A 17,653-nucleotide genomic window follows, 5' to 3' on the forward strand; every position below is an offset into this window, starting at 1 on the left:
TGACAGGCCCGTCGGCACGCGTCACAGAACGCGCTGATTGGTCCTACCTCGGCCACCGATTTTGTGACCCACACAACAGTTGACCGTCGTCGCCGAGCAGCAGCCGCGCCCACGGCGGCAGGCCGGGACACGCCGGGTCGGCCGGCTTGGGCGCAGGTAGCGCCGGTCGTGGTGCGAGTGACGGCGACGGCGTGGTGGTCGTGGCCGGCGGTGTGGTGGTCGTTGTGCCGGAGATCACCGGCAGACCGGGGATCGTCGGCAGGCTGGCGGACGGACGGCCGGGCTTGGTGGTCGTCGTGGTCGGCGGCTTGGTCGTGGTCGTGGTGGTCGGCGGCGGCTTGATGCCGGGGAACTGTCCCGGCGGCCACGGCCACGGGTTCTGCCAGTGCCAGCCGGACAGCCGCACCTCGTCGACGTCGCGCGAGCTGCCGAGGGTGGCCGTCACCATGACGATCTTCGGCTGCGGGTGGTGCGGGTGCTTCGCCTCGCCGGTGGTGCCCGGCGTGCCGCCGATCAGCCCGCCGCTGGCGGTGGGTCCGTCCATCGGCCAGCCCCAGCTCTTCACGTGGAAGCTGATCGCCACCCGTTCGCCCGGCTTGACCGGCCCCAGCGTGGTGCACGTCGTGCTGTCCTCGCCGGTCGAGCACTTCACCGGATGCGTCATCGACACCGGGAAGGCGCGCTCGTCCACCGAGACGGTGACCGGCTTGGTGCTGGTGCCCGTGTTCAGGCTGGACGTCTCCACCGAGCGGTTCGGCAGCCACGGCAGGATGTCGCCGAGGTTGCCGGCCCTGGCGGTCAGGTCGACCAGGTCCTTGTGCGGAATCACGACGACCCGCATGGTGATCTTCACGCTGAACGCGCCGCCGCTGACCGTGCCGGTGATCTCGCCGCTCGGCGCGTCCTCGGCCGCGTCGATCTGGAACAGCAGGGTGACCGACTCGCCCGGCCGCAGCCCGGTCTGGCTGGTGCAGGTGACCGTGCCGGTGCCGCCGGGACAGTTGACCGTGCCGTTCGGCTGGGCGGCGTTGAGCCGCAGCATGCCGTCGCCGGCGTGGCGGCGCGGGCCACCTGGAATCGCGGTGACACCGCGCGGCAGGTTCAGCGTCGCGGTGACCGGCGGAGAGTCGCCGGTGCCGTTGTTGCGCACCACGATCGGCAGCGGGACCGGCCCGCTGCCGGGCACGATGTCGATCGGCGCGGTCGGCCCGTTCGCGATCAGCGTCGGCGTGCCGGCCGGCGGCGGAGGCGCCGGTGCCGGTGGGGGCGCCGCGGGTGGCGGTGCGGCGGGCGGCGGCGCGACCGGCGGAGGTGCCACCGGTGGCGGAGGCTGGGCGGGCGGCGGTGCCGGTGGGGGCACCGCGGGTGGCGGTGGTGCCGGCGGTGGCACTGGGGACGCCGCCGGTGGGGGTGGTGGTGGCGGGGCCACCTGCGCGGCCGGAATCTGTGACCCGCCGCCCGAGGTCAGCGCGAGCGCGACCGCGGCGGCCAGCGCGGCGGTCGACCCGGCCACACCGGCGAACTGACGCGGCCCGGCGGCAGCGGCACCCGCCGCACCTCCGGCACCGCTCGCGCCGACGGCGGCACCCGCGGAGGCCACCGCCGCGGCCTTGCCGCCGGTGGCGGCCAGGTAGCCGGCGAAGCCCACGCCGAGCACCAGCGGACCGATGATCCCGCGCAGCGCGCCGTTCACGTCGGCCAGCTCGGCGGCCAGCGCACGGCACCGGTCGCACTCGTCCAGATGCGCCTCGACCTGCGCCTTCTCCCGCTTGGACAGACCGCCACGGGTCCACGCGCCGAGCCGCTCGGTGGTGGCGCGGCACCGTTCGGCGCTGGTCCCGTCCAGGTGGACCTGGAGGAACGCCTGCCGCAGACCCTCACGCGCCCGGTAGGCCAGCGCGGACACGCCGTTCGGGCTCAACCCCAGGATCGGTGCCACCTCGGCGGGCGACTGGCCCTCGATCTCGGTGTGCCACAGCACGGCCTGCCACCGCTCGGGCAGCCGGGCGAACGCGCGCGCGGCGAGCGATCGCTCCAGGCCGGCCACGGCGGTGTCGGAGAACGGGACGCTGACGTCGGCGCCGGACACGTTGCCCACGTCGTCGGCCAGCTCCACCTTGCGCTCGCGGCGCGTCTTGTCGTACGCGGTGTGCCGCAGCGCGGTGAGCAGGTACGCGCGGAACGCCGAGTCGGGCCCCCGGCCCGCGCGAAGCGTGTCGAGCACCTTCGCGAACGCCTCGGACACCAGGTCGTCGGACTCGGCGGGGGACCGCGCGAGTTGGCGCGCCAAGTTGTAGGCCGCGGCCACGTGCCGTTCGTAGAGCGACCCGTACGCGGACACGGTGCCGCCCCGCACGGACTCGATCAACTCGGCGTCACTCGGACCGTGCACGTCTGCCGGAACGGTTGACACGTTCCTCCCTACTACCCTCGTCCTGACCCACTGTCTGCGAGGAGACGCACTCCGCGTACAAGTGTGACGGATGGACAGTGACACGTCATCACATCGCCCGCACGGGGGAGTACCAGCCGGTAGGCCATTCGTGACCAGAAAAACCGCCGAGTCCGCGTCACAAACGTCGATCAACACCGTTCCCATCTCGGCGACCACAGGCAGAGGGGAGCGGCGACGGTGACGGTGCGGGAGGCTGATTCGCGGTTCCACCGTGGCGACGCCGACGGAACCGATCGCGCCCTGAGAAGGCTTCGGGCGAGTTGGCGGACCGCGAGCATGGCCGCGGGATGGCGGTTCCCCAGTGACTGGGCATTGCCCGAGGTCGACTCGGTGTGCGCGTCGGTGCTGATGAGCGGCGACCTCGGCGGTCCGCTGGCGAGTCTCGGCAGGGCGCGTGCCCAGGCCGGGTCCGGGCTCGAGGAGACACTCGGCGATCTCGCCGCGTTGCACGCGGTGCTGGACGGCCCACCGGCTCCCGGCGGGCTGATCGGCGCCAATCCGGACGCGCTGCCCGCGAGGCTGGTGCGGCTGATCGCGCTCGGCTGGGCCGAGGCGTCGATGGACGAACTCGCGCAGGTCGACGTGTCCGAGCGGCTCACGGGGCTGGCCACCGAGGCGTACCTGGCGGCCCGGCTCGGCGAGGTGTACCGGCGTGCCACCCGGCGCGGGCGGTGTCCTTCCGACGACCACCTGCTGATCGCGGTGTCGGTCGATCTCTCCGAGGTGACCGGCTGGTCGCGGCTGCTGGCGATGGTTCTCGTCGCGGACGTGCTGCGCGGCGTGTTCGACGGCGGGGAGAGCGTCGCGGTACTCGGGCCGTCGGTCGCCGTGGTGCTCACCGAACAGGAGCCCGGGATCGCCCAGCGCGTGTCCAGCGCCCGGTGCATGATCGGAGACCGGCTGTCCGCCAACGACCAGCTCTCCTCGGCCGCGCGGCCGCTGATCACCTCGCACCGGCTGCCCTCCACCCACGACGACGCGCGTGAGCTGCTGAAACACATCGCCCGACGGTAGGTCGTCCGGCGAATTCGCGGCGTGGTTTGCTGTGTGCCGTGCAATCCCGGGACTCCGTCGTGAACTGGCGCGCGTTCGCGCCCGTGTTCGTGCTCGCCGGGATCCTGTTCGCCGCCGGGGTGGTCGCATGGCTGCTGGACTGGCGGCTGGGCGTGGACAGCGCGGTGTACCGGTCCGGCGCGATCACCCTGTGGGCCGGCGAGCCGCTCTACGACGGCACCACGCTGAACTCCGAGCCGTGGTGGGCGTTGCTGCCGTTCACCTACCCGCCGACCGCCGCGCTGCTGTTCACCCCGCTGGCGCCGCTGCCGGTGCAGGTCGCGTGGGGCGTGCTGGGCGCGGTGTCGGTGCTGAGCCTCGCGTTCGTCATGTGGGCGACGCTGCGGGCGCTCCCTCGCCGGCCGTCCTGGCTGGTGTCACCCGGGACGCTCGTCGTGCTCACGCTGATCCTCGAACCGGTGTGGCGCACGCTTTTCCTTGGCCAGATCAACCTCATTCTGATGGCGCTCGTGGTGGCCGACGTGCTGGTGCTCAGCAGAGCGACCGGGCGCGCGCGGCGGTTCGGCGGCGTGCTGATCGGCGTGGCCGGCGCGGTGAAGATCATCCCCATGGTCTTCGTCGGCCAGCTCCTGGTCACCCGCCGGTGGGCCGACGCGGCCCGCGCGATCGCCACGTTCCTGGGGCTGCAGGTGTTGATGTACCTGCTGATCCCGCACGACGTGACGCGGTACTGGGGTGAGGCGGCGCGCGACGCGGGCCGCACCGGGCCGATCTACTGGGCCGGCAACCAGTCGGTGAACGCGCTGTTCGCCCGGCTGACCGACCTGTCGACGGTGGCCTGGCCGCTGGCGATCGCGGCGTGCGCGGTGATCGCGGTCCCGGCGGCGCTGCTGGTGCGGCGGCTGTACTTCCGCGGTGACGCGGTGCCCGCGATGCTGGTGACCGCGTTCTTCGGACTGATGATCAGCCCGGTGTCCTGGTCGCACCACTGGGTGTGGGCGGTGCCGCTGATCGTGTTCCTGCTGTGCCGGCTGCCGGAGCACCCGACCTGGCGCGAACTGGCCGCGCCGGTGAGCGTCGCCGTGGTGTACGTCAGTTGCGTGTTGCTCTGGATGCGCAACGGTCGCGGCACCGAACTTCGTTGGCACGCCGGGGAATTCGTCCTCGGCAGCGCGTACCTGCTGGTGCCCGTGGTGCTCGGCACGATCGCCGCCGTCCGGGTGCTGCGGCAGCGACGTCCGGGCGAGAAGGTACCCACATGACTCGGCTGCGCTGGGTCGCCGGCAGCGTGGCGGTGGCCCTCGTGGTGGTCGGGGTGATCGGGGCGGTGACCGGCTGGCACCTCGGCGCGGACAGCGCGGTCTACCGGGCCGGTGCGTTGGCGCTGTTGCACGGCGACCCGCTGTACGAGTCGATGTCGCTGCCGGCGTCGCCGCCGTGGCAGCCGCTGCCGTTCACCTACCCGCCGACCGCCGCGCTGCTGTTCACTCCGCTGGCCGCGCTGCCGGTGCAGGTCGCCTGGGGCGTGCTGGCGGCACTGTCGGTGCTGGCGCTCGCGGTCGTGGTGAAGGTCTGCTTCGATTGCCTGCCAACGCTTTCCGGTCGGGCGTGGTTACCCGCTGGCGCGCTGCTGCTGGCGTTCGGGCTGGAACCGGTGTGGTGGACGATCACCCTGGGGCAGATCAACCTGATCCTGCTCGCCCTGATCGTGGTGGACGTCCTGGTGCTGCGCGGCAACCGCTGGTCCGGCGTCCTGATCGGGATCGCGGCCGCGGTGAAGCTGACGCCGCTGATCTTCGTGGCGCACCTGCTGGTGACCGGGCGGCGGGCCGACGCGGCACGCGCGACCGGCGTGTTCCTCGGGCTCCAGGCGCTGATCTTCGTGATCTCGCCGTCGGACGTGGCGCGGTACTGGACGGTGGCCGGGATCGACCCGGACCGGATCGGCCGGGTGTACTGGATCTTCAACCAGTCGCTGAACGGGCTCGTGCGAAGGCTGACCTTCGACGCGGGCTACTCCACGGTGGTGGCGTTCGCGATCGGCGCGCTGCTGGCCGTGCCGGCGGTGTTGCTGGTGCGGCACTACCACCGGAAAACCCTTGCACTGCAAGCACTTCTGGTGTCCGCCGGTTTCGGGCTGCTGGTGAGCCCGGTGTCCTGGTCGCACCACTGGGTGTGGGCTGTGCCGCTGCTGATCGTGCTCGTCGCGCGGGCTTCCTGGGTGCCGGTGGCGATCGTGTGGCTCGTCTTCCTCGGCGCGACCGTGTGGCTGACCCCGAACGGCGCGGACAAGGAGTTCCACTGGAACCCGCTCACCTGGACGCTGGGCAACTCCTATGTACTCGTGCCGATCGTCGTCGGGGTCTGGTTCGGTGTGCACGCCTGGCGCAACCGCGCGAGTCCCGCGCCCCGCACCGGTGAGTCCCGCGCTCAGGCACCGTCGAAAGGGGGAACCTCGTGATCGCGCGCTGGCTGCTGCCGGTGATCGCCGCGTTCGGGCTCGTGGCGCTCGGCGTCCTCGCCTACGTCGAGGGCTGGTGGACGGGCGGCGACACCGCCGTGTACCGGGCCGGCGCGATCGCGCTGATGGCCGGCGATCCGCTCTACGAGAGCACCACCCTCGCGGCCGAGCCGTTCTGGGCGCTGCTGCCGTTCACCTACCCGCCGACCGCCACGCTGCTGTTCGTGCCGCTGGCCGCGCTGCCGATCCAGATCGGCTGGGGCGTGCTGAACGCCATCTCCGCCCTCGCGCTCGCCCTGGTCACCTTGATCACCCTGCGACACGTCCCCCGTCGCCCCGAATGGCTGTCACCCGGGTGGACCAGCGCGCTGGTCGCCGTGGTGCTGCTGGCCATCGAGCCGTCCCGCCTTACCTTCGAGTACGGCCAGATCAACCTGATCCTGCTGGCCATGATCGTGATCGACGTCCTGGTGCTGCGCGGCAGCCGGTGGTCCGGCGTGCTGATCGGCATCGCGTCCGCGGTCAAGCTCACCCCGCTGGTGTTCGTCGTGCACTTCCTGATCACCGGCCGCAAGGCGGACGCGGTGCGCGCGGTCGGCGTGTTCGCCGGCGCGCAGGTGCTGATGCTGATCATCTCCGCGCCGGACACGTGGCGGTTCTGGACGCACACGGTGACCGATGTCGGGCGGATCGGCCCCACCGCCGGGCCGGGGAACCAGTCGATCAGCGGCACGCTGCTGCGGCTGTCCGACGCGGCGGCGTGGTCCCGCCCGGTGACGTACCTGGTGGTCGCGGTACTCGCGGTTCCCGCGCTGCTGCTCGTGCGCCGGTACCACGAACGCGGCCGGCCGCTGCACGCGTTGCTGGTGATGGCGTTCTTCGGAATGGTGGCCAGCCCGGTGTCCTGGGCGCACCACTGGGTGTGGGTGGCGCCGCTGCTCGTACTGCTGCTCGCCGAGGCGTTCTGCGGCAACCGGATGGCGATGTGGTTGCTGCCGGTGACGGTCATGGTGTTCGTCGTGCAGGTGTTCCGCGTGGTGTTCCCCCTCATCGGGCTGGACGCACTGGTGGATGACACCTATGTGGAGTACACACTCGCGGTCGGGATCGTCTTTCTCGTCGCGCACCGCCGTGCGTCGGTACGCGATCCCGCACAGGTAGGCTGACCTGCTGTGATGATCAGCGTGAGGTGTCCACAGTGGACAAGGTGACCGGTCTGCCGATCGTGGGCATGGTCGGCGGCGGCCAACTGGCCAGGATGACGCACCAGGCGTCCGTCGCACTGGGACAGTCACTGCACGTGCTCGCCGTCTCCGAGTCCGACCCGGCGGCACTCGTCAGCCCGGACGTGACACTCGGTTCGCACACCGACCTGGACGCGCTGCGCTCGTTCGCCGAGGGGTGCGATGTGGTCACCTTCGATCACGAGCACGTGCCGACCGAGCACCTGCGCGCACTGGAAGCCGAGGGCGTGGCCGTGCGGCCGGGGCCGGACGCGCTGCTGCACGCGCAGGACAAGCTCGTCATGCGGCGGCGGCTGGCCGATCTCGGCGTGCCGGTGCCGGAGTTCGCGCCGGTGGAGTCGGTCGCCGACGTGACGGTGTTCGGTGACAAGCACGGCTGGCCGGTCGTGCTCAAGGCGGCTCGCGGCGGCTACGACGGGCGTGGCGTGTGGATGCTGGACGATCCCGCCGCGGCCGAGGAAACCGTTGCGCCCCAACTGGAAGCGGGCGTGCCGCTGCTGGTCGAGGAGCGCGTGGAGATGCGCCGCGAGCTGGCCGCACTGGCCGCCCGCTCGCCGTTCGGGCAGGGTGCCGCGTGGCCGCTGGTGGAGACCGTGCAGCAGGACGGCATCTGCGTCGAGGTGCTCGCGCCCGCACCGAACGTGGCGCCGGCCGACGCGGAGCGCGCCTACGACCTGGCGCTGCGGATCGCGAACGAGCTGGACGTGGTCGGCGTGCTCGCGGTGGAGCTGTTCGACACGCCGTCCGGGTTGATCGTCAACGAGCTGGCGATGCGCCCGCACAACTCCGGCCACTGGACCATCGAGGGCGCGCGCACCTCGCAGTTCGAGCAGCACCTGCGTGCCGTGCTGGACTACCCGCTCGGCGCGACCGATCCGCTCGCGCCGGCCGTGGTGATGGCGAACGTCCTTGGTGCGCAACGGATTCCGGAGATGAGTGCGGACGAGCGGATCCACCATCTGTTCGCCCGCTACCGGGACGCGCACGTGCACTACTACGGCAAGGGCGAGCGTCCCGGCCGCAAGATCGGGCACGTCACCATGCTCGGTGACGACATGGACGACGTGCGCACGCGGGCCAAACTGGCGGCGCACTGGCTCTCGCACGGCGAGTGGCTCGACGGGTACGACATTCACGGGAGTGCAACGTGACCGCACAAGTTGGCGTGATCATGGGCAGCGACTCGGACTGGCCGGTGATGCGTGCCGCGGCCGAGGCGCTGGACGAGTTCGGTGTCGGACACGAGGTGAGCGTGGTGTCCGCGCACCGCACGCCGCAGCGGATGCTCGACTACGCGCGCGACGCGGCCGGGCGCGGCCTGCGGGTGATCATCGCGGGTGCGGGCGGGGCGGCGCACCTGCCCGGCATGGTCGCCTCGGCCACGGTGCTGCCGGTGATCGGCGTGCCGGTGCCGCTGAAATACCTGGACGGGATGGACTCGCTGCTGTCGATCGTGCAGATGCCGGCCGGCGTGCCGGTGGCGACGGTGTCGGTCGGCGGAGCGCGCAACGCCGGCCTGCTCGCGGTGCGGATCCTGGCCGCGTCCGATCCCACGCTGGCCGAGCGGATGTCGGCGTTCCAGGCCGACCTGGAGAAGCTGGTGCTGGACAAGGACGCCGCCCTGCGCGCGAGTCTGGACAGCTGACACGGACGGCTGACGTGTCGGGAAACACAAGGATGTCCTAGTAAACGACCATTAACATCGTTCCCTGGCGGGACGTGTCGTCAGGAGGCATGCGGTGGACGAGAACTTCGGTTTGTACCAGCTCGGCGAGGAGCACGACGCGCTGCGCGAGGCCGTGCGCGCGCTCGCGGAGAAGGAGATCGCGCCGCACGCGGCCGATGTCGACGAGCAGGAGCGCTATCCGACCGAGGCGCTCGAGGCGCTGAACAAGGCCGGCTTCAACGCGCCGCACGTGCCGGAGGCCTACGGCGGCCAGGGCGCGGACCCGATCGCGACCAACATCGTGATCGAGGAGATCGCGCGGGTGTGCGCGTCGTCGTCGCTGATCCCGACGGTGAACAAGCTCGGCACGATGAACGTGGTGCTCGGCGGGTCCGAGGAGCTCAAGAAGCAGGTGCTCACCGATATCGCCGCCGGTGCGATGGCGTCCTACGCGCTGTCCGAGCGCGAGGCCGGGTCGGACACCTCGGCGATGCGCACGAAGGCGGTGCGCGACGGCGACCACTGGGTGATCAACGGGACGAAGTGCTGGATCACCAACGCGGGCGTGTCCGCGTGGTACACCGTGATGGCGGTGACCGACCCATCGGCGGCCAAGCCGGCGGACGGTGTGTCGGCGTTCGTGGTGCACAAGGACGACCCGGGCTTCTCGGTGGGGCCGAAGGAGCGCAAACTCGGCGTCAAGGGCTCGCCCACGCACGAGATCTACTTCGAGAACTGCACCATTCCGGGGGACCGGATCATCGGCGAGCCGGGCCAGGGTCTGCGGCTGGCGTTCAGGACCCTGGACCACACCCGGCACGCGATCGGCGCGCAGGCGCTCGGCATCGCCCAGGGTGCTCTCGACGCGTCGGTGGCCTACGTCAAGGAGCGCAAGCAGTTCGGCAAAGCGGTGGCCGAGTTCCAGGGCGTGCAGTTCATGATCGCCGACATGGCCATGAAGATCGAGGCGGCGCGCCACCTGGTGTACGCGGCGGCGTCCAAGGTGAACCGTGGCACGCCGGACGCGTCCTTCGCCTCCAGTGCCGCCAAGACCTTCGCCTCCGACACCGCGATGGCTGTCACGACCGACGCTGTGCAGCTCTTCGGCGGCGCCGGCTACACCCGCGACTTCCCGGTCGAGCGCATGATGCGCGACGCCAAGATCACCCAGATCTACGAGGGCACCAACCAGATCCAGCGCATCGTCATGGCCCGCCACCTCCTCAAGGGCTGATTCGACCCTCTGATCGGACGGTGGTTCGGGACTGACTGCCGTCCCACTCAGTTGTTGCCCAGCGTGAGGTGCACGTTTCCTGATTCAGCTTGTGCCCGCGATACCACGATCTTTCCGCGCCTGGTTACCTCGATTTGATACAGGTCCTGTGCGGGAACGCCAATGATTGTGAAGCTGAGCTTGCACGGCCGGTAGTAGCCGTCGACGGAATAGTCCCAGATACCTGAGTCCAGTTTTCCGACGCCGAGAACCACACCAGCGGCGTCGTACACGACGACCTGCGCCCCGCCGTGGATGTCGTCGTAGCCTTTGGTGCCGTAGCACGTGGACTGCTGGCGCAAGATCGCGTCAGATGCGAGTTCTTGCGTCAGTGCGAGGTCGCCGCGAACGGTAATCAACAGGGGTGCGGACGCCGGGGATGGTTCGGCATCTTCTGAACCGCACCCAATCAACGCCAGTGCGGTGATACTTACGGCAACTGCCAGGCGTGTCATCGACATGATGACCCTCCTGCCACGGTTTTCAGGTGTGAGTACGACGGATCCATGCACTGTGCTCGTCGCCGACACATGCGACCGTTACTGTACGGCGCGCGCCAGCACCTGCCGTGCGCCATTGATCAGTTCGGCGAGAACTGGCACGTCGGCGTCACCTGGCACCGAGTCGACCCACTATTTTCGTGAGGTGATCAGACTGGAGCGGCTGCGGGTGGATCATGCTGCCGCTTTGTTGGCGTTCGAGCGGGAGAATCGGGAGTACTTCGCGCGTTCGGTGTCTGATCGTGGCGACGCGTATTTCAGGGAACTTCGCCGCGCGGCATCAGGCGTTGCTCGATGAGCAGGACGCGGGCGTGTATCAGTTCCACGTGGTGCTCGCCGAGCAGAGCGATCTCGTTGGCCGAGTGAACCTGTTCGACCTGACCGACGGCGTCGCGGAGGTCGGCTACCGGATCGCCGAGCGGGCGGCCGGCAGGGGAGTCGCGACGGCCGTGGTAGGTGAGGTGTGCCGGATCGCGACCACCTCGTACGAGCTGTCCGCGCTCTTCGCGATAACTACTGCCGACAACACCGCGTCGCGATCAGTGTTGGCGCGCAACGGGTTCACGCTCGCCGGTGAGACCACGGTGGCCGGCAAGCCGGGCGTCCGTTACGAGCGTTCGCTCTGAAGTAACGCCGCAACCGGCGGTAGCCGATCAGGGTATTGATCGGCGACATGTGCGGAGTGGGATATGAAGCTCATCATCTCGTCTCTACTGGTCTTTTCCGCAGTCGTCGCGCTGACCGTCGGTGCGTTCTACATGGGGCGCACGACCGCGCCGTCGAGTGCTGAGGTCAAGCCGGACGATCCATCAGGATCGGGTGTGAATTCCAGTTCCACTGACAACCTCCAGCGGAGGGTAGGTGATCTGACCAGGTGCTACTGGGCCGCGATGACTGTTGCTGGCGACGCGGTCGAGAAGCTCCAACTTGCGCAGGGGAGGGCAGCTGGCTACTTGAGAACCGCGATTGAACAGCGAAACTGGCGTGAGGCGGACCAATTGCGCAGTGGTATCGCCAGCCTTGAGATCAGTTCGGTCCCACTCTGGGATCTCCACGCCAGATGCGGATGAAGTGTTCGGTCGAGTTCGTGCGACTTATTCCAAATTGACAGTGGTGCGTTCGGTGGTGCGGTGGTTGTCCAGCTTCGCAGGGTCGGGGTTGGACACCTGGACAAGCGATGCCTTGGCGGCGAGTACGGACACGACCGCGGTGAGCACGCCGTCGGGGATTGTCCAGTCCATTGTGGACAGGACGCGGGCGCCTGGCTCGATGGCTTGTGTCCGTGCCGCCACCAGTACTTCGTCCACTGTGGACGATGCGAGGGCGGGCGTGGATCCGGGGACTGGTTGCAGGGCAAGGAAATCGTCGCCGTGCACACGCGCCTCGGCGACGAAGTCGATGCCGCCGTCCACGCTGCCGCCGAGGTCGCGGCCCATCGGGTCGAGTGACACGACGGCGGTGACGTCGGCTCCGGAAACGATCTCACCGGGGGTGACGAACGCGACGGCCGCACCGTCCACTTCGGACACGACGTGCGCGCCGGCCCACCACGCGCCGAGCAGCACACCAGCCGTCTGCCAGTGCGCGGGCAGTGTCACAGCGACCTGCGTGCCCGGTTCGACGTCGTGCTCGTCGACCAGCCAGTTCGCCGTCTTCGCCGCCCAGTTGGCCAGCGTCACGGCGGACAGTTCCACCCGCGCGCCGGTCGCGTCGTCGTACCAGGTGATCAGCGGACGGCCCGCGGCCGCGCCGGACAGCAGCGGGCGCAACAGGGTCTCGGTCAGGCTCACGGAACTCCTTGGCACGTAAGGGAAATCAGTCCACGCACGGCGGCGCCGGCTGGGCGGCGAGCCGGTTCAGCTCCAGCAGCCCGTCACCGGTGAAGCCGGGTGGGGTCTCGGTGGTCGGGCGGCGGGTGGTCGTGGTCGTTCGGCTCGTCGGGCGCGTGGTGGTCGGCGTCGGCTTCGTGGTGGTCGTCCTCGGCGGCGGCGCGCCGTGCACCGGAATGGTCGGCTTCGCCACCGGGCCACCACTCACCAGTGATGCCGCGAACCGGCGCACCGCATCCTTGTCCACGGTGACGATGCTCTGACCACGATCGTTGCGCGCGTTGATGTCGGTGACCGGGATCGTCACGAAGTCGACGTTGCCCGAGGAGATCGCGCTCGCCTGCCCGACCAGCTCCAGGATCTTCAATCCCGGATCGGTCACCACCGACTTGTTCAGCGCGTCGGCGAGGGCGCCGAGCTTGCCGCCGTTGGTCAGTGTTCCGCTGGACAAGACTTGCTGCATCGCCGAGGACAGGAACGTCTGCTGCCGCACGATCCGGTCGAGGTCGCCACGCGGCAGCGCCCGCTGGCGCACGTACGACAACGCGGCACCACCGGCGACGCGCTGCCGGCCGGCGCGGAAGTCCGCGCCGGAATCGGGGTCCGACGTCGCGTGCTTCAAGCACACCTCGACGCCGCCGATCGCCTCGGACAGCAGGTAGAACCCGTACAGACTGATCTCCGCGTAGTGATCCACGCGCACGCCGGTCAGGTTCTGCACGGTTTGCACCAGCACCGAGCGGCCGGCCTTGTCCGACTCCTGCTCGATCTTGGCCTGATTGCGTTCACCCTTGTCGCCGAGCTGCTGGGCGACGCGGGTCTTGGTCACGCCGTACGCCGCGTTGATCTTGTCCTCGCGGTAGCCGGGGATGTCCAGGTAGGTGTCACGCGGGAAGGACATCGCGTAGCTCTTGCCGCCGTTGTGCGGAATTCGCAGCAGGATGATCGTGTCGGTGTTGATCCCGCCACTCATCTCGGTGCGCAGCTGCTTGAGGATCTCCAGCGACAGCGGGTTGCCCTGCATGTCGGTGCGCGTGTCGTTGCCGACGACCAAGATGTCGTTCGCGCCGTCCTCGGCGGGCGGCGCGCCCGGCGCGTTGTGCGCGTCGGCGAGCACGTCGGTGGTGTTCACCTTGCCCTGGAACCAGTCCACCCCGGCCCACGCGGCACCGGTGGCGACCAGCGCGGCCGCGGACAGCAGCGCCACCATCACGCGCGCGAACACCAGCCCGCGGCTCGGGCCTTCCGGCTTGGTTTTCGCCGGTTCGCGCTCGGGCTCGCCGGCGTCCCCATCGCTGACCGTGCGTGACGCGGCCGTGCCGAACACGACCGTCTCCCCCCTCGGTTTGGGGGACGGACGGTCCGGCGGAGTCTCCTCGTCGCTCACCGGCATCCCCTTCCCACTCCCACCTTGACAGGCTAGTCAATCGCCGTGCCGGGCGGACGCGGGTTCAGCCAACGCGGAATCAGTTGACGCAGGTCACGCCGTCCGCGTCGATCCGAGGTGTGGGTGACGCGCTGTCCGGCACGGTGGGCCGGGTGCTGGTCGTGGACGCGCCGGGCGAGGCCAGCGGCAGGGACACCGGCGGCGGGTTGCTCGGCCTGGTGCCGAACCCGTTGCGCGGGAAGTCCCTGCCCAGCGTGACCAGCACCGTGCCGGGCACGATCCTCGGGTCCGGTTCGGCGATCAGCCGGACGCCGAGCGCGTCGGTCACCTGTCTGGCGAGCTGCTCCTGCCCGGGCGCGTACCGCAGGCCGCTGGGCAGCCCGCCCGCCGTCGGTGTCACCGTTCCACGCCGGAAACCCTTGCCCGCCAACACATCCTGCACGTTCAGCGGCAGGTTCGCGTCACCGTTCGCGTTGCGCAGGTCGACCGTCCCCAGTGGACTCGGCGGGGCGGTCGGCGATCCGCTCGGCTCGACCGGCGAGGAACTCGGCGTGGACTTGCGATCGTCGGTGGCCAGGCCGCCGATGAAATCGCGCACCTGGTTCGGGTCGACTCTGATCACGTCCGCGCCGCCGATCCTGGCCGGCCCCTGGGTCGGGATCGTGCGGAACTCGATCGCACCACTGGACAGCCCGCGCATCTGCTCGGCGAACGTGGTGATGTCCCAGCCGGTCGACAGCACCACCGACTTCTTCACCGCGGCGATCAGCTCGTTCATCTTCGTGTAGTCGGTGAGGGTGTTCGCCGACAGCACTTTGTTGGCCAGCGCGCCGAGGAACACCTGCTGGCGCACGATCCGGTCCAGATCGTTGTTGGGCAGATCGTGCCGCTGCCGCACGAACGACAACGCTGCCGCACCATCGACGGTCTGCTTGCCGGCCGGGAAGTTCGCGCCCGACTTGATCTCCTTCACCGGCGCGTTCAGACACACCTCGACGCCCCCGAGCGCCTTGGTGATCTCGTAGAAGCTGGCCAGGTTGACCTCGGCGTACCGGTCGATCTTCACCGCCTCGCCGATCAGCTTCTCGATCGTGGCGATCAGGTTCTTGCGGCCGGCGACCGTGGCCTGCTTGTCGATCTCCTTGGCGTCGCCCTTGTTCTGCTGGCCGAGCTCCCGCGCGGTGGCGTTGTAGGCGTAGGCGAACGCGGAGTTGAGCCGGTGCTTGCCGTAGCCACCCGCCAGCTCCACCCACGCGTCGCGCGGGAAGGAGAACGCGACCGCGCGCCGGCCGTCGGTGGGGATGTGCACCAGGATCATGGTGTCGGTGTTGCGCTCGCCGTCGCTCTCACCGGCGTGCAGCATGTCGAGCACCTCGCGCGGCAACGGGTTGCCGAACGCGTCGGTGCGACTGTCCATGCCGACCAGCAGGATGTCGATCGCACCGTCCAGCGGCCTCGGCTGCGCCGCGACGCGCTCGTCGATCACGTCCGTGGTGACGATGCCCTCGTTGATGTCACCGAGCGTGGCCCAGCCGTACCCGACCGCACCGAGCACCAGCGCCGACACCAAAATCAGAACGACCTTGCCGCTGTAGAACGCGGTACGCCCGAGCCGCCTCGGCCGTCTTCGCTCTGGCGGCCCCTCGAGCGATCGCTCGCTCACGGATCCTCCTCCCCGTTCGGTGCGCCCGCGGCCCCCGCCGCGCGCTCACCACCCCGATCCCGATGCCAGGTTACTGTGATCTCGGAGTCCCGGCCTTCTCGTCCGTAACACGTAATGACCCCCTATCGAGGTTGCTACGGGTAGCCAGGGAACCGTCCGGTCGTGAACGATTTCGGTGACGATCGAACCAAGGAGGGGACACAATGCGGGTACTGGTGACCGGTGGCGCCGGGTTCATCGGGTCGCACTACGTGCGACAGGCGTTGACCGGGGCGTACCCGAGCTTGGCCGATGCCGAGGTCGTGGTCCTGGACAAGCTGACCTACGCCGGCAACGAGGCGAACCTGGACCCGGTGGCCGACAGCCCCCGGCTGCGGTTCGTGCGCGGCGACATCTGCGATCCGGGTGCGGTCACGGAGGTGATGTCCGGGGTCGACCTGGTCGTGCACTTCGCGGCCGAGTCGCATGTGGACCGCTCGATCGCCGGCTCGGCCGACTTCGTGCTGACCAACGTGCTCGGCACGCAGACCCTGCTGCAGGGCGCGCTGGACGCGGGCGTGAGCAAGTTCGTGCACGTGTCCACCGACGAGGTGTACGGCTCGATCGACGAGGGCGCCTGGCCGGAGGACCACCCGCTGCTGCCGAACTCGCCGTACTCGGCGTCCAAGGCCTCCTCCGACCTGCTGGCGCGTTCGTTCCACCGCACCTACGGGCTGAACGTGTGCATCACGCGCTGCTCGAACAACTACGGGCCGTACCAGTTCCCGGAGAAGGTCATCCCGCTGTTCGTGACGAACCTGCTGGACGGCAAGAAGGTGCCGCTCTACGGCGACGGGCTGAACGTGCGCGACTGGCTGCACGTGGACGACCACTGCCACGGCATCCACCTCGTGGCCGACGGCGGCCGGCCGGGCGAGGTGTACAACATCGGCGGCGGCACCGAGTTGAGCAACCGGGAGCTGACCTCCCGCCTGCTCGCGGCGGTCGGCGCCGGCGAGGAGATGATCGAGCCGGTCGAGGACCGCAAGGGTCACGACCGCCGGTACTCGGTGGATATCACCAAGATCTCGCGTGAGCTCGGGTACCGTCCCAGGGTCGGGTTCGACGAAGGGCTCGCCGACACGGTCAGCTGGTATCGCGACAACCGCGGCTGGTGGGAGCCTCTCAAGAAGCGCGACGCGCACTGATCGCGCGTTAGAGGAGAGTTGTTGACAGCGGGATTCGCGGTACTGGTTCCTGGCGGACACGGCCAGCTCGGACGGGAGCTCGTGGCGACCGCACCGGACGGCGTGCGGGTGACCGCGCCCGGCCGCCGGGAGCTCGACATCACCCAGCCGGGCGCCGTGCTCGAGGCGGTGACCACGCTGGTGGCCGGCGCGAAGGCGGCCGGTGTGCCGCCGATCGTGCTGAACGCGGCCTCGTTCACCGCCGTGGACGACGCGGAAACCGAGCAGGCGCAGGCGTTCGCGGTGAACGGGGACGGGCCGAGGGTGCTCGCCGCGGTGTGCGCGTCCCGGGACGTGCCGCTGGTGCACGTGTCCACCGACTACGTGTTCTCTGGCGACGTCCGGGGCGACGCGAAGCACCCATACGAGACCGACGACAAGGTCGGCCCGAAGTCGGTGTACGGCCTCACCAAGCTCGCCGGTGAGGACGCCGTGCTGGGCTCCGGCGCGCGGGCCTGGGTGGTGCGCACGGCGTGGCTGTACGGCGCCGCCGGGTACAACTTCGTGAAGACGATGGCGCGGCTGGAGCGCGAGCGGGACACCATCTCCGTGGTGGACGACCAGATCGGCAGTCCGACGTGGACGCGGGACTTCGCGGCCGGCGTGTTCGAGCTGTGCGCCGCCGTGGTCGCCGGGAACGGGCCGGAGCAGCACGTGCTGCACTGCACCGGCGCCGGCGAGGCGTCCCGGTTCGCCTTCGCGCGGGCGATCTTCACCGAGTTGGGTACCGATCCCGAGCGGGTGCGGCCGGTGCGTACCGAGGACTTCCCCCGGCCGGCCGAGCGGCCCGCGTACTCGGTGCTCGCCGACGCCTCGTGGCGCAAGGCCGGGCTGACCCCGCTGCGGCCGTGGCGAGAGGCGTTGGCGGAGGCGTTCGCCGAACAGGGTGACGCGTTCACCAAATGAGACGGTGTCTCGGGTAGTGGCACCATTGC

General features: G+C 69.8%; 16 protein-coding genes. 11 read left to right on the forward strand and 5 right to left on the reverse strand.

Annotation, left to right across the window (positions count from 1 at the left end):
* Positions 1–43 precede the first annotated feature (43 nt).
* Positions 44–2,413 (reverse strand): sigma-70 family RNA polymerase sigma factor, encoded by a 2,370-nt coding sequence (locus EV193_RS33825; protein WP_207222798.1) that lies wholly within the window; start codon positions 2,411–2,413, stop codon positions 44–46.
* Positions 2,414–2,731: 318 nt separating this feature from the next.
* Between EV193_RS33825 and EV193_RS25040 the strand changes: the two genes are divergently transcribed.
* The 7 genes from EV193_RS25040 (at position 2,732) to EV193_RS25070 (ending at position 10,074) form a co-directional block, all read left to right on the forward strand.
* The gene (locus EV193_RS25040) at positions 2,732–3,469 is read left to right on the forward strand and encodes a GGDEF domain-containing protein (RefSeq protein WP_242613650.1); all 738 of its coding nucleotides are present in this window, start codon (positions 2,732–2,734) and stop codon (positions 3,467–3,469) included.
* Positions 3,470–3,507: 38 nt separating this feature from the next.
* Positions 3,508–4,731 carry a glycosyltransferase 87 family protein gene (locus tag EV193_RS25045; RefSeq protein ID WP_242613651.1) on the forward strand — a complete coding sequence of 408 codons (1,224 nt, stop codon included), beginning with the start codon at positions 3,508–3,510 and terminating at the stop codon, positions 4,729–4,731.
* A complete protein-coding gene (locus EV193_RS25050) occupies positions 4,728–5,930 on the forward strand; it encodes a glycosyltransferase 87 family protein (protein ID WP_130347100.1) in 1,203 nt (400 codons plus the stop codon). Before EV193_RS25045 ends, EV193_RS25050 begins: the two co-directional genes overlap by 4 nt.
* On the forward strand, positions 5,927–7,096 hold the full coding sequence (locus tag EV193_RS25055; RefSeq protein ID WP_130347102.1) for a glycosyltransferase 87 family protein: 1,170 nt from the start codon (positions 5,927–5,929) through the stop codon (positions 7,094–7,096). Before EV193_RS25050 ends, EV193_RS25055 begins: the two co-directional genes overlap by 4 nt.
* 32 nt (positions 7,097–7,128) lie before the next feature.
* Positions 7,129–8,325 carry a 5-(carboxyamino)imidazole ribonucleotide synthase gene (locus EV193_RS25060; protein WP_130347103.1) on the forward strand — a complete coding sequence of 399 codons (1,197 nt, stop codon included), beginning with the start codon at positions 7,129–7,131 and terminating at the stop codon, positions 8,323–8,325.
* Complete coding sequence (gene purE / locus EV193_RS25065; protein WP_207222799.1) at positions 8,322–8,819, forward strand: 5-(carboxyamino)imidazole ribonucleotide mutase; 498 nt, start codon at positions 8,322–8,324, stop codon at positions 8,817–8,819. Before EV193_RS25060 ends, purE begins: the two co-directional genes overlap by 4 nt.
* A gap of 94 nt (positions 8,820–8,913) precedes the next feature.
* Positions 8,914–10,074, forward strand: coding sequence for an acyl-CoA dehydrogenase family protein (locus tag EV193_RS25070; protein WP_130347105.1), 1,161 nt, complete (start codon positions 8,914–8,916; stop codon positions 10,072–10,074).
* 47 nt (positions 10,075–10,121) lie between these two features.
* On the opposite strand, the gene EV193_RS25075 is transcribed toward EV193_RS25070, so the two are convergent.
* Entirely contained in the window at positions 10,122–10,574 is a 453-nt protein-coding gene (locus tag EV193_RS25075) for a hypothetical protein (protein ID WP_130347107.1), read from the reverse strand.
* Between the two features lie 281 nt (positions 10,575–10,855).
* Here EV193_RS25075 and EV193_RS25080 point away from each other — a divergent pair, with 281 nt between their 5' ends.
* On the forward strand, positions 10,856–11,239 hold the full coding sequence (locus EV193_RS25080) for a GNAT family N-acetyltransferase (RefSeq protein WP_242613652.1): 384 nt from the start codon (positions 10,856–10,858) through the stop codon (positions 11,237–11,239).
* 63 nt (positions 11,240–11,302) lie between these two features.
* A complete protein-coding gene (locus EV193_RS25085; RefSeq protein WP_130347109.1) occupies positions 11,303–11,683 on the forward strand; it encodes a hypothetical protein in 381 nt (126 codons plus the stop codon).
* A gap of 24 nt (positions 11,684–11,707) precedes the next feature.
* On the opposite strand, the gene EV193_RS25090 is transcribed toward EV193_RS25085, so the two are convergent.
* From EV193_RS25090 to EV193_RS25100, 3 genes are all read right to left on the reverse strand, one after another.
* Positions 11,708–12,403: a TIGR03089 family protein gene (locus EV193_RS25090; RefSeq protein WP_130347111.1), complete on the reverse strand. Its 696-nt coding sequence runs from the start codon at positions 12,401–12,403 to the stop codon at positions 11,708–11,710.
* A gap of 25 nt (positions 12,404–12,428) precedes the next feature.
* Positions 12,429–13,829, reverse strand: a complete 1,401-nt coding sequence (locus tag EV193_RS25095) for an LCP family protein (RefSeq protein ID WP_242613653.1) — start codon at positions 13,827–13,829, stop codon at positions 12,429–12,431.
* Between the two features lie 79 nt (positions 13,830–13,908).
* On the reverse strand, positions 13,909–15,492 hold the full coding sequence (locus tag EV193_RS25100; protein ID WP_130347115.1) for an LCP family protein: 1,584 nt from the start codon (positions 15,490–15,492) through the stop codon (positions 13,909–13,911).
* A 203-nt stretch (positions 15,493–15,695) separates the two neighbouring features.
* Here EV193_RS25100 and rfbB point away from each other — a divergent pair, with 203 nt between their 5' ends.
* Positions 15,696–16,679, forward strand: coding sequence for a dTDP-glucose 4,6-dehydratase (gene rfbB, locus EV193_RS25105; RefSeq protein ID WP_130347117.1), 984 nt, complete (start codon positions 15,696–15,698; stop codon positions 16,677–16,679).
* A gap of 21 nt (positions 16,680–16,700) precedes the next feature.
* Entirely contained in the window at positions 16,701–17,624 is a 924-nt protein-coding gene (rfbD, locus tag EV193_RS25110) for a dTDP-4-dehydrorhamnose reductase (protein ID WP_130347119.1), read from the forward strand.
* Positions 17,625–17,653 lie beyond the last annotated feature (29 nt).

The sequence above is a fragment of the Herbihabitans rhizosphaerae genome, from assembly GCF_004216555.1.
GTDB classification, from domain to species: Bacteria; Actinomycetota; Actinomycetes; order Mycobacteriales; family Pseudonocardiaceae; genus Herbihabitans; species Herbihabitans rhizosphaerae.

Excerpts from the sequence above, each read along its gene's own strand:
- EV193_RS25040 (WP_242613650.1), top strand. The coding sequence starts at position 2,732 with ATGGCCGCGGGATGGCGGTTCCCCAGTGACTGGGCATTGCCCGAGGTC.
- EV193_RS25050 (WP_130347100.1), top strand. The coding sequence starts at position 4,728 with ATGACTCGGCTGCGCTGGGTCGCCGGCAGCGTGGCGGTGGCCCTCGTG.
- EV193_RS25075 (WP_130347107.1), bottom strand. The coding sequence starts at position 10,574 with ATGTCGATGACACGCCTGGCAGTTGCCGTAAGTATCACCGCACTGGCG.
- EV193_RS25085 (WP_130347109.1), top strand. The coding sequence starts at position 11,303 with ATGAAGCTCATCATCTCGTCTCTACTGGTCTTTTCCGCAGTCGTCGCG.
- rfbB (WP_130347117.1), top strand. The coding sequence starts at position 15,696 with ATGCGGGTACTGGTGACCGGTGGCGCCGGGTTCATCGGGTCGCACTAC.